Origin of the sequence: Streptomyces sp. AC512_CC834, assembly GCF_019049325.1 — a bacterium.
GTDB lineage: Bacteria > Actinomycetota > Actinomycetes > Streptomycetales > Streptomycetaceae > Streptomyces.
On the sequence record NZ_JAGMUO010000130.1, the window covers coordinates 115340 to 127560 of the forward strand.

General features: G+C 73.1%; 10 protein-coding genes. 9 read left to right on the top strand and 1 reads right to left on the bottom strand.

The genetic code is table 11. The annotated features are described in order from the left end of the window. Nucleotides 1–29 precede the first annotated feature (29 nt). Nucleotides 30–482: an NUDIX hydrolase gene (locus tag KUM40_RS40205; RefSeq protein WP_217171345.1), complete on the bottom strand. Its 453-nt coding sequence runs from the start codon at nucleotides 480–482 to the stop codon at nucleotides 30–32. 199 nt (nucleotides 483–681) lie between these two features. Between KUM40_RS40205 and KUM40_RS40210 the strand changes: the two genes are divergently transcribed. From KUM40_RS40210 to KUM40_RS40250, 9 genes are all read left to right on the top strand, one after another. Beyond that, complete coding sequence (locus KUM40_RS40210; RefSeq protein ID WP_217171346.1) at nucleotides 682–1665, top strand: DMT family transporter; 984 nt, start codon at nucleotides 682–684, stop codon at nucleotides 1663–1665. A gap of 89 nt (nucleotides 1666–1754) precedes the next feature. After that, complete coding sequence (locus KUM40_RS40215) at nucleotides 1755–2249, top strand: MarR family winged helix-turn-helix transcriptional regulator (RefSeq protein WP_217171347.1); 495 nt, start codon at nucleotides 1755–1757, stop codon at nucleotides 2247–2249. Continuing rightward, entirely contained in the window at nucleotides 2246–2794 is a 549-nt protein-coding gene (locus tag KUM40_RS40220; protein ID WP_254396403.1) for a hypothetical protein, read from the top strand. The genes KUM40_RS40215 and KUM40_RS40220 overlap by 4 nt, the downstream gene beginning before the upstream one ends. Nucleotides 2795–2895: 101 nt before the next feature. Then, on the top strand, nucleotides 2896–4653 hold the full coding sequence (locus KUM40_RS40225) for a serine/threonine-protein kinase (protein ID WP_217171348.1): 1758 nt from the start codon (nucleotides 2896–2898) through the stop codon (nucleotides 4651–4653). A 173-nt stretch (nucleotides 4654–4826) separates the two neighbouring features. After that, nucleotides 4827–5729: a TIGR03084 family metal-binding protein gene (locus KUM40_RS40230; protein ID WP_217171349.1), complete on the top strand. Its 903-nt coding sequence runs from the start codon at nucleotides 4827–4829 to the stop codon at nucleotides 5727–5729. Beyond that, nucleotides 5726–7396, top strand: coding sequence for an acyclic terpene utilization AtuA family protein (locus KUM40_RS40235; RefSeq protein ID WP_217171350.1), 1671 nt, complete (start codon nucleotides 5726–5728; stop codon nucleotides 7394–7396). The genes KUM40_RS40230 and KUM40_RS40235 overlap by 4 nt, the downstream gene beginning before the upstream one ends. A 123-nt stretch (nucleotides 7397–7519) precedes the next feature. Then, complete coding sequence (locus KUM40_RS40240; protein WP_217171351.1) at nucleotides 7520–9118, top strand: acyl-CoA carboxylase subunit beta; 1599 nt, start codon at nucleotides 7520–7522, stop codon at nucleotides 9116–9118. A gap of 13 nt (nucleotides 9119–9131) precedes the next feature. Next, entirely contained in the window at nucleotides 9132–10982 is a 1851-nt protein-coding gene (locus KUM40_RS40245) for a biotin carboxylase N-terminal domain-containing protein (RefSeq protein WP_217171352.1), read from the top strand. Nucleotides 10983–11040: 58 nt separating this feature from the next. After that, nucleotides 11041–12198 (top strand): acyl-CoA dehydrogenase family protein, encoded by a 1158-nt coding sequence (locus KUM40_RS40250; protein WP_217171353.1) that lies wholly within the window; start codon nucleotides 11041–11043, stop codon nucleotides 12196–12198. Nucleotides 12199–12221 lie beyond the last annotated feature (23 nt).

The window sequence follows — 12221 nt, forward strand, 5'->3', positions numbered from 1 at the left end:
CGGGGCCGGTCGGCCGTACGCGTCGAGGGTCAGGGGGCCGTCTCGCCACGCACCAGCGGAAGGCACACCGGCTGGGCGTCCTCGGGGAGGTCGTCCGGGCGGCACCAGCGGGCCTCCAGGATCTCGAACGGGTCGAGGCGCAGCTCACCGCCCAGCAGCCGGGCCTCGTACGCCACCTCGAGGCGGGTGCGCAGGCCGCTGTTCAGCATGACCAGGCGGCCCACCTCCACGTCGAGGCCCGTCTCCTCCCTGACCTCGCGCACCACGGTCTCCCGGAAGTCCTCGCCCTTGTGCGCGAAGCCGCTCGGCAGACCCCACTGGCGCCCCGGCGGCCACATCCGGTGCTTCAGCATCAGAACCCGACCCTCGTCGTCTCGTACGACGCCGGTCACGCCGACCACGAACTTGGCGTTCACCAGCCACATCACGCGGCTCTGTACGGGGCGCAGCAGGCGCCAGAGGCGGGTCAGGAGTCGTCTCACAGAGCGGACGGTACCCGGTCGGTCCGCGGCCTCGGAGGGGTGGTCCCGCTCGCCTGGCGGACGTGCGTTGACAGCCGTGTGCCCCGGCCGCGACAGTTGCGTAAAAGAGTTACATGCCTGTCATGGTCCATTACTCTGGACCATGCCGTGCAGCGTGATGAACGACGCCCGTCCGCCCGCCCACCGTCCCGGAGCCCCCGTGAGTACCCCCAGCGCCGCCACCCCCGGCACCTCGTCCCCGGCCGTCGCGCCCGCCACCGGCGCCGCCGCCACCCTCGGCCACGCGTCCGTGCCGGACGGTGCTCCGGATGGCCGGTTCGGTTCCCTCGGTCCGGTCGGTCTCGTGCTGGCCGGTGGGCTCTCCGTGCAGTTCGGCGCCGCGCTGGCGGTGAGCCTGATGCCGCGGGCCGGGGCGCTCGGCGTCGTGACGCTGCGGCTGGCCGTGGCCGCCGTCGTCATGCTCCTGGTCTGCCGGCCCCGGCTGCGCGGCCACTCCCGGGCCGACTGGGGCACGGTCGTCGTCTTCGGTATCGCCATGGCCGGCATGAACGGCCTCTTCTACCAGGCCGTCGACCGCATCCCGCTCGGCCCCGCCGTCACCCTGGAGGTGCTCGGCCCGCTCGCCCTGTCCGTCTTCGCCTCCCGCCGCGCCGTCAACCTGGTCTGGGCCGCGCTCGCGCTGTCCGGCGTCTTCCTGCTCGGAGGGGGCGGCTTCGACGACCTCGACCCGGCCGGTGCCGCCTTCGCACTGGCGGCCGGCGTGATGTGGGCGGCGTACATCCTCTTCAGCGCCCGCACCGGACGCCGCTTCCCCCAGGCCGACGGGCTGGCCCTCGCGATGGCCGTCGGGGCGCTGCTGTTCCTGCCGCTGGGCATCGCCGAGTCGGGGTCGAAGCTGATCGACCCGGTGACGCTCGCGCTGGGGGCCGGGGTCGCCCTGCTCTCCTCCGTCCTGCCCTACACCCTCGAACTCCTCGCCCTGCGCCGCCTGCCCGCGCCGACCTTCGCCGTCCTCATGAGCCTGGAGCCCGCCATCGCCGCGGCGGCCGGTTTCCTCATCCTCGACCAGGCCCTGTCCGCCACCCAGTCCGCCGCCATCGCCCTGGTCATCGCGGCGAGCATGGGCGCGGTACGGACCCAGGTGGGGCGGCGGCGGGCCAAGGCGCTTCCCGAGCCGTCCTAGGCATCGCCCGCCGGCGGGTTCGGCGCGAGTCCCGGTTGCCGCTTCTTATTTAGTAGCCATGTACATAGTAGCCATGTACTGTATTTCTCATGAGTAAGGGTTCACGGCACGCAACGCCCGGTTTCCTCGTGTGGCGGCTCGCCAACAAATGGCGGGTCGCGGTCGATCGCGCGGTGGCTCCCCTGGGCCTCACGCACGCCCAGTACTCGGTGGTCGCCTCGCTGTACGGCATGCAGCGCGCCGGTGAGCGGCCCAGTCAGCGCCGGCTCGCCGACCACACGGGGCTGGAGGCGCTGTACGTCTCGAAGCTGGCGCGGGCGCTGGAGGCGGCGGGGCTGATCGAGCGCACCCGTGATCCCCGCGACCCGCGGGCCGTGCAGCTTGCCCTTACCGAACGGGGCGAGACCGTCACGCGGGAGGCCGTCACGGTGGTCCAGGAGCTGCTTCAGCGGTTGTTGGAGCCGCTCGGCGGTCTCGACGCCGCACGGACGCGTGCCTTCACCGACGAGCTGACGACCCTGCTCGACGCACCTCTCGCTCCACCCGTACCGAACGACGAGAGCACCCGGAGGACAACGCCATGACCGCCACGCCGCCCACCGTCGCGCCGACCGCCGGCACAGCGCCCACCACCGCACCGACCGCCGGCACAGCGACCGCCGGCACAGCGACCGCCGGCACAGCGATCACCGACGCACCGGCCGCGGACTCCCGTGTCCTTGGCCTGGCCCACTACGCCGCCCGCGGAGTGCTGGAGCAGATCCTGACCCGGCACGGTGTCACCTTCCAGCAGCAGGTTGCCCTGCGCGCCGCCGTCACCGCCGAGAACCCGCAGACGCCGGACGGCCTCGTCGCCCAGGTCCGCGGTTCCCTCAAGGCCGATCCGGCCGACATCCGGGCCGTTCTCGACGAACTGCTGGCCAAGGGGCTGCTCGTCGCGGACGGCACGCGGTTGCTCGTGACGGACGCCGGGCGCGAACTGACCGCCGCCGTCGGTGCGGCGGTCGCGCCCGTCAGCGCCCGCATCTGGGGCGGGATACCCGCGGACGACCTGGCCGCCGCCGGCCGCGTCCTCGCTCTCGTCACCGAGCGGGCCGACGCCGAGCTCGCCGCACTGACGGAGGGGTGACCGCAAGGTCCCGTGGGAGCGTGCCCCCCGACGCCCGGCGACGGCCGCAACACATAGGCTGCGTACCTGGTCAGCTCATCGGGATCATGGGGAGGGAACCGATGAATCACACGGCCGAGGTCTTCCAGCCTTTGCAGGACGACGATCCGCGCACCGTGGCCGGTTACCGTCTCGCGGCCCGGCTCGGGGCGGGTGGCATGGGACGGGTCTACCTGTCGCACACCCGGGGCGGCCGGGCCGTGGCCATCAAGGTCGTACGGTCGGAACTGGCCGACGATCCGACCTTCCGGCGGCGTTTCGCCCGGGAGGTCAAGGCGGCCCGGAAGGTGAAGGGCGCCTACACCGCCGAACTGATCGACGCCGACCCGGACGGCACCCCGCCCTGGCTGGCCACGCTGTACGTGCCCGGACCCTCCCTTTCGGGCGCCGTCGCCCGGAGCGGGCCGCTGCCGGTGCCCGCGGTGCTGTGGCTGATGGCCGGGGTCGCCGAGGCGTTGCAGGCCATCCACGGCGCGGGGATCGTGCACCGGGACCTCAAGCCGGCCAACGTACTGCTGGCCCCCGACGGACCGCGGGTCATCGACTTCGGCATCTCGCTCGCCGCCGACAGCACCGCGCACACCGCCACGGGCACCACCATCGGCACGCCCCAGTACATGGCGCCCGAGCAGGCGTCCGCGGGTGACATCACGGCGGCGACCGACGTCTTCTCGCTGGGGCAGACGGCCGCGTTCGCGGCGCTGGGCAGGCCGCTGTACGGAGATGGTCCGGCAGCCACCGTGCTGTACCGGATCGTCCACTCGGAGCCCGACCTGTCCGGGCTGCCCGAACACCTGCGCGACCTGCTCCGCCGATGCCTGGCCTCCGGCCCCGAGGAACGGGCCACCCCGGTGGAGATCGTCGAGTGGTGCCGCCGCGAGCTGGGCCGGGGCACGGGAGAGGACACCGGTCCCGCCGTGTGGCGGGAGATCGCCGGACCGCCGGTGACGGTTCCGTCGCCGGTCGCGGCAACCGGACCGGCGACCGCCGCGGCCCCGGTTGCGGCCCCGGGCCCCACCGCGGTACACACGGCGCCGTGGACCGCCCCGCAGCCGCCCGCCGTACCGCAGGCGACCGTCCCGGCACCCTGGTCGGCCGTCCACGCGCCCTGGCAGGGCGCCGTCGGGCCGCGAGGGCCCATCGTGCCGCAGCGGCCGGCCGGGCCGGAGGAGCGCAAGCGCCGCAGGAGACGCGCCGTCCTGATCTCAGCCGCCGTCGTCGTCGCGTGCGGCCTGGTGATCGTGGCGGGGTCGGCGCTCCTGGACGCGGCGGGACGGGGCTTCGACCGGGCCCGGGACGCGATCGCGTCCGCGGCGGCGTCCGAGTCCGCGTCAGGTACGCCCCGTCCGGCGGCGGAAGGGTCCGCGGCGGCCGAGGAGGCCGCGTCGTCGACCGGGCCGTCGGACACGGAGGCCGACGGCCCCACGGCAGGGACCACGACTCCGGCGGGTCACTTCTACTACACCCAGATGCTGAGGGGCGACAACTCGCTGATCCTGCACAGCGGCAAGGAGAGCAAGGACCGTGAGGGAGACATCCTCTTCGGCTGCGAGAACAGCAGTTGCAGGCTGACGAGTGACACCAGCGTGATGGTCGGCAACATCCTCGGTCCCGGCGCCACGTACGGGACGTGCCGCCGGCTGACCTCCGACCCGGGGGCCTCCCGCGAGCTCCTGCTGGCCGACAAGGGGGCAGGAAGCGAGATCTGCGTCAAGCACCGCAACGGCGACATCGCGCTGATGGTCATCCAGACCAAGTCGACCGCCCTTCCGGAGGTCGGCTTCCTCAGCGTGGATCTGACGGTCTGGCCGGCGGGGTGAGAGGCCGGGTGCGGTAAGGGTCCCGGGAAGTCCGTCGAGCGGGCCCCTTTCACCCTTCATCCTTCGCTCAAAATCATGCAAGCATGCTTGATTGTTAATCATCGCCCTGCCATGCTCCTCACCACACCGCGCCGCATGCCGCCGCACGCCGCCGTGCCCGAGGGGAGCGCCCCGTGTCCGACCCGACGCCCGTCATCGACGACCTGCGCGAGGAGAGCGAGGAACTCGACGCGCTGGTCGCCGGGTTGAGCCCCGGGGAGTGGCGCCTCGCCACCCCGGCGCCCGGCTGGACGATCGCCCACCAGATCGCGCACCTGAACTGGACCGACCGGGCCACCCTGGTCGCCGTCAGCGACGGGGACGGAGACGGGGACGGGGACGGATTCAAGGGGCTGATCGAGCAGGCCCTCGCCGCGCCCGACCGGTACGTCGACGACGGCGCCGAGGAGGGTGCCCGGCAGGCGCCCGCCGCGCTGCTGGCAGCCTGGCGGGAGGACCGCGCCGCCCTCGACGAGGCGCTGCGCACCGCCGCACCCGGTGCGCGCTTCCCCTGGTACGGCCCGCCCATGGCCACCGCATCCATGGCCACCGCCCGCCTGATGGAGACCTGGGCGCACGGCCTGGACGTCGCGGCGACCCTCGGCGTGTCCCGCCCGCCCACCGCCCGCCTGCGGCACGTCGCCCGCATCGGCGTCCGCGCCCGCGACTTCGCCTACGCCGCCCACGGACTCACCCCGCCCGCCGAGCAGTTCCGCGTCGAACTCACCGGCCCGAGCGGCGACCTGTGGACGTACGGCCCCGAGGACGCCGCCCAACGCGTCACCGGCCCGGCGCTCGACTTCTGCCTCCTCGCCACCCAGCGCGCCCACCGCGCCGACCTGGCCCTCACCTCCGAGGGCCAGGACGCCGACCGCTGGCTGGACATCGCCCAGGCCTTCGCCGGACCGCCGGGAGCCGGACGCCCGCCGGGGGCCGGACGCCCGCCGGGAGCCGGGCGTCCGCCGGGAGCCGGGCGTCCGCCGGGAGCAGGTCGCCCGCCGGGGGCCGGGCGCCCGGCGAAGGGGGAGTCCCGGTGAGTGTGCTCCGTATCGGCAACGCCTCCGGCTTCTACGGCGACCGCTTCTCCGCCATGCGCGAGATGCTCACCGGCGGCCCGCTGGACGTCCTCACCGGCGACTACCTCGCCGAGCTGACCATGCTCATCCTGGGCCGCGACCGGCTCAAGGACCCGAACGCCGGATACGCCCGCACCTTCCTGCGGCAACTGGAGGAGTGCCTCGGCCTCGCCCACGAGCGGGGCGTCAGGATCGTCGCCAACGCGGGCGGCCTCAACCCCGCCGGACTCGCCGACGCTGTACGCACGCTCGCCGACCGCCTCGGCATCCCCGTACGCGTCGCGCACGTCGAGGGCGACGATCTCACCGCCGCCCACCCGGGGGCGCTGGCCGCGCACGCCTACCTCGGCGGCTTCGGCATCGCCGAGTGTCTGCGGGCCGGCGCCGACGTGGTCGTCACGGGCCGCGTCACCGACGCCGCCCTGGTCACCGGGCCCGCCGCCGCGCACTTCGGCTGGGCGCCGACCGAGTACGACCGGCTCGCGGGCGCCGTCGTCGCCGGGCACCTGCTGGAGTGCGGGGCGCAGGCAACCGGCGGCAACTACGCCTTCTTCCAGGACGGCGACGTGCGGCGCCCCGGCTTCCCGCTCGCCGAACTGCACGCCGACGGCACCTCGGTCGTCACCAAGCACGACGGCACCGGCGGCTTCGTCGACGTCGGTACGGTGACCGCCCAACTGCTGTACGAGACGGGCGGCGCCCGGTACGCGGGGCCGGACGTCACCGCCCGGCTGGACACCGTACGGCTCACGCAGGACGGGCCCGACCGGGTACGGATCGAGGGGGTGCGGGGCGAGGCTCCGCCGCCCACGCTCAAGGTCGGGCTCAACCGCCTCGGCGGCTTCCGGGGCGAGGTCGTCTTCGTGCTCACCGGCCTCGACATCGACGCCAAGGCCGCGCTGGTGCGGGAGCAGCTCGGACCCGCGCTCGGCAAGGCCGCCGACGTCCGCTGGGAACTGGTCCGCACCGACCGGCCCGACGCGCCGACCGAGGAGACGGCCAGCGCCCTGCTGCGGCTCGTCGTCCGGGACGCCGACCAGCAGGTCGTCGGGCGGTCGCTGAGCGCCGCGGCCGTCGAGCTGGCCCTCGCGAGCTACCCCGGGTTCCATGTGCTCGCGCCACCCGGAAAGGGCGCGCCCTATGGGGTGTTCGACGCCCTCCACGTCCCCCGGGACACCGTCGACCATGTGGCCGTCCTCCACGACGGGCGGCGGGTGACGGTGGCACCGGCCCAGGACGCCGCCGTACTGGACGACGTACCGGAACCACCCCTCCCGGCACCGCTCCCACCAGGCCCCGTCCGCCGCGCCCCGCTCGGCCTCGTCGCCGGTGCCCGCAGCGGCGACAAGGGCGGGAACGCCAACGTCGGCGTCTGGGCACGGACCGACGACGCCTGGCGCTGGCTCGCGCACGAGCTGACCGCCGACCGCTTCCGGGAGCTGATCCCCGAGGCCCGCGACCTGCCCGTCACCCGGCACGCGCTCCCCCACCTGCGCGCCCTCAACTTCGTCGTCGAGGGCATCCTCGGCGAGGGCGTCGCCGCGCAGGCCCGCTTCGACCCGCAGGCCAAGGCTCTTGCCGAGTGGCTGCGCGCCCGGCACCTGGACATCCCGGAGGTCCTGCTGTGACCGTCCTGCCGTACATCCCAGACCGTCCTGCCGTACACCTCGGGGGCTCTGCTGTGACCGTCCTGCCGTACACCTCGGGGGCCCTGCTGTGACCGTCCCGCCGTACACCCCGGAGGTCCCGCTGTGACCGTCCTCGCCTCCGCTCTCGACCCCACCGCCCCCGACCACCGCGCCAACCGCGAGACCATGCTCGCCGGACTCGCCGACCTGGACGCCGAACACGCCAAGGCCCTCGCGGGCGGCGGCGAGAAGTACGTCGCCCGGCACCGAAAGCGCGGCAAGCTCCTCGCCCGCGAGCGCATCGAGCTGCTCCTCGACCCGGACACGCCCTTCCTGGAGCTGTCGCCGCTCGCCGCCTGGGGGAGCGAGTACACCGTGGGCGCCTCGCTCGTCACCGGCATCGGGGTCGTCGAGGGCGTCGAGTGCCTGATCACCGCCAACGACCCGACCGTGCGCGGCGGCGCCAGCAACCCCTGGTCGCTGAAGAAGGCCCTGCGCGCCAACGACATCGCGCTCGCCAACCGGCTGCCCTGCATCAGCCTCGTCGAGTCCGGTGGCGCCGACCTGCCGTCCCAGAAGGAGATCTTCATCCCGGGCGGCGCGATCTTCCGGGACCTGACCCGGCTGTCGGCGGCCGGAATCCCCACCGTCGCCGTCGTCTTCGGCAACTCGACCGCCGGGGGCGCCTACATCCCCGGCATGTCCGACCACGTGATCATGGTCAAGGAGCGCGCCAAGGTGTTCCTCGGCGGGCCACCGCTGGTCAAGATGGCCACCGGCGAGGAGAGCGACGACGAGTCGCTGGGCGGCGCCGAGATGCACGCCCGCACCTCCGGCCTCGCCGACCACTTCGCCGCCGACGAGCCGGACGCCCTGCGCCAGGCTCGCCGCGTCGTCGCCCGCCTCAACCACCGCAAGGCGTACGCCGATCCGCCGCTCGCCGAGCCGCCCAAGTACGACCCCGACGACCTGCTCGGCATCGTCTCCGGCGACCTCAAGGCACCCTTCGACCCGCGCGAGGTGATCGCCCGGATCGTCGACGCCTCCGACTTCGACGAGTTCAAGCCGCTGTACGGGACCAGCCTCACCACCGGTTGGGCCGCCCTGCACGGCTACCCGGTCGGCATCCTCGCCAACGCCCAAGGGGTGCTGTTCAGCGAGGAGTCGCAGAAGGCCGCCCAGTTCATCCAGCTCGCCAACCAGCGCGACATCCCGCTCCTCTTCCTGCACAACACCACCGGTTACATGGTCGGCAAGGAGTACGAGCAGGGCGGCATCATCAAGCACGGCGCGATGATGATCAACGCGGTCAGCAACAGCCGCGTGCCCCACCTGTCCGTCCTCCTCGGCGCCTCCTACGGCGCCGGTCACTACGGCATGTGCGGCCGCGCCTACGACCCCCGCTTCCTCTTCGCCTGGCCCAGCGCCAAGTCCGCCGTCATGGGCCCGCAGCAGCTCGCCGGCGTGCTGTCCATCGTCGCCCGCCAGTCGGCCGCCGCGAAGGGCCAGCCGTACGACGACGAGGGCGACGCGGCGCTGCGCGCCATGGTGGAGCAGCAGATCGAGTCCGAGTCGCTGCCCATGTTCCTGTCCGGGCGGCTCTACGACGACGGCGTCATCGACCCGCGCGACACCCGCACCGTCCTCGGCCTGTGCCTGTCGGCCGTCCACACCGCCCCCTACGAGGGCGCGCGCGGCGGCTTCGGCGTCTTCCGCATGTGAGGGTGAGAGATCAGTGATCACTTCCGTACTCGTCGCCAACCGGGGCGAGATCGCCTGCCGCGTCTTCCGCACCTGCCGGGAGTGGGGCGTCCGCACCGTCGCCGTGCACTCGGACGCCGACGAAAACGCGCTCCACGCGCGCGTGGCCGACGCGGCGGTACGACTTCCGGGCGCGGCCTCCGCCGACACCTACCTGCGGGGCGACCTGATCGTGAAGGCCGCGATCGCCGCAGGCGCCGACGCCGTCCACCCCGGCTACGGCTTCCTCTCCGAGAACGCCGGCTTCGCGCGCGCCGTACGGGACGCGGGGCTGGTGTGGATCGGACCGCCGCCGGAGGCCATCGAGGCGATGGCGTCCAAGACCCGCGCCAAGGAACTGATGGGCATCGCGCCCCTCACCGACGTCACCGGGGCCGACCTGCCGGTGCTGGTGAAGGCGGCGGCGGGCGGCGGCGGACGCGGCATGCGCGTCGTACGGCGACTCGCCGACCTCGACGCCGAACTGACCGCAGCCCGCGCGGAGGCCGCGAGCGCCTTCGGCGACGGCGAGGTCTTCGTCGAGCCCTATGTGGAGGGCGGCCGTCACGTCGAGGTGCAGATCCTTGCCGACACCCACGGCACCGTCTGGGCACTCGGCACCCGCGACTGCTCCCTCCAGCGCCGCCACCAGAAGGTGATCGAGGAGGCCCCCGCACCGGGCCTGACCGAGGAACTGACGGCCGAACTCCACACGCTGGCCGTACGCGCCGCCCGCGCCGTCGACTACGTCGGCGCCGGGACCGTCGAGTTCCTCGTCGCGGACGGCAGGGCGCACTTCCTGGAGATGAACACCCGACTCCAGGTCGAACACCCCGTCACGGAAGCCGTCTTCGGACTCGACCTCGTCGCCCTCCAACTCCGGATCGCCGAGGGCCACGCCCTCGAAAACGACCCCCCACGCGCGCGTGGCCACGCCGTCGAGGCCCGCCTGTACGCCGAGGACCCGGCGCACGACTGGGCCCCGCAGACCGGCCGCCTGCACCGCCTCGCCGTGCCCGAGGGCATCCGTCTGGACACCGGCTACACCGACGGCGACGAGATCGGCGTCCACTACGACCCGATGCTCGCCAAGGCCGTCGCCCACGCACCCACGCGCGCGGAGGCCCTCCGCCGCCTCGCCGGGGCCCTGGAACGGGCGGCGATCCACGGCCCGGTCACCAACCGGGACCTGCTCGTCCGCTCCCTGCGCCACGAGGAGTTCACGTCCGGCCGCATGGACACGGGCTTCTACGACCGTCACCTGGCCGAGCTGACCGAGCCCGCCCCCGATCCCCTCGCCCCGCTGGCCGCCGCCCTCGCCGACGCGAGCGTCAAGCGGGGCCGCTTCGGCGGCTGGCGCAACCTGCCCGCGCAACCGCAGGTCAAGCGCTACGCCGTGGCGGGCGAGGAGCACGAGGTCCGCTACCAGCACACCCGCACCGGTCTCACCGTCAAGGGCGTACGCGTCGTCCACGCGGACGCCGGGCAGGTCGTCCTCGAAACGGACGGCGTCCGGCGCCGCTTCGACGTCGCCCGCTACGGCGACCGGATCCACGTGAACGCGACCGCCCTCACCGCCCTGCCCCGCTTCCCCGACCCCACCGCCCAGCACGCCCCGGGCTCCCTCCTCGCCCCCATGCCGGGCACGGTCGTCCGCGTCGCGGAGGGCCTGACGGAGGGCACCACCGTCCAGGCGGGCCAGCCCCTGCTCTGGCTGGAGGCCATGAAGATGGAACACAGGATCACGGCCCCGGTGACAGGGAAGTTGACGGAGCTTCCGGTGAGCCTTGGACGGCAAGTGGAGGTAGGCACCCTCCTGGCCGTAGTAGAGGGGGGTGCCGAGTAGGGGCGCGGGGAACTGCGCGACAAGCCACGACGAAGCCCGCACCCCAAGGAGCACAGAGATGACCCCCCTCCTCGAATCCGAAGAGCACAAGTCCCTCCGCGCAGCAGTCGCGGCCTTCGCCAAGGCCCACCCCGACACCCTCAACGCCGAAGACAACACCCGCCTCTGGCAGGAGGCAGCCAAGCTCGGCTACATCGGCGTCAACCTGCCGGAGGCATACGGCGGAGGCGGCGCCGGCATCGCCGAACTCTCTCTCGTCCTCGAAGAGATGGGCGCCGCCGGCAACCCCCTGCTGATGATGATCGTCTCCCCGGCGATCTGCGGCACCGTCATCGCCCGTTTCGGTACCGAGGCGCAGAAGCAGGACTGGCTGCCGTCCCTTGCCGACGGCAGCCGCCTGATGGCCTTCGGCATCACCGAACCCGACGCCGGTTCCAACAGCCACCGCATCACCACCACCGCCCGCCGCGACGGCACCGACTGGATCCTCACCGGACGCAAGGTCTTCGTCTCCGGGGTCGACATCGCCGACGCCACCCTCATCGTGGGCCGCACAGAAGCCGTGCCCACCGAAGCGGGCCGCCCCGGCAGCCTCAAACCCTGCCTGTTCATCGTCCCGCGCGACACCGAGGGCTTCCGGCGCCGCCCCATCGACATGGAACTCAACGCCGTCGAGAAGCAGTTCGAGCTGACCCTCGACGACGTGCGCCTGCCCGCCGACGCCCTCGTCGGCGACGAGGACGCGGGGCTCCTCCAGCTCTTCGCCGGTCTCAACCCCGAACGCATCATGACCGCCGCGTTCGCCATCGGCATGGGCCGCCACGCGCTCGCCAAGGCCGTCGAATACGCCCGCGAGCGCACCGTCTGGAAGACCCCCATCGGCGCCCACCAGGCCATCGCCCACCCCCTCGCCCAGGCGCACATCGACCTCGAACTCGCCCGCCTGATGATGCAGAAGGCCGCCCACCTCTACGACACGGGCGACGACACGGGCGCGGGCGAGGCCGCCAACATGGCCAAGTACGCGGCCGGGGAGGCCTGTGTGAAAGCCGTCGACCAGGCCGTGCACACCCTCGGCGGCAACGGCCTCACCCGCGAGTTCGGGCTCGCCCCGCTGATAACGGCGTCGCGCGTGGCTCGTATCGCCCCCGTGAGCAGGGAGATGATTCTCAACTACGTCTCCCACCAGACCCTGGGCCTGCCGAAGTCGTACTAGCCCACACCGGTCCGTACTGGAGG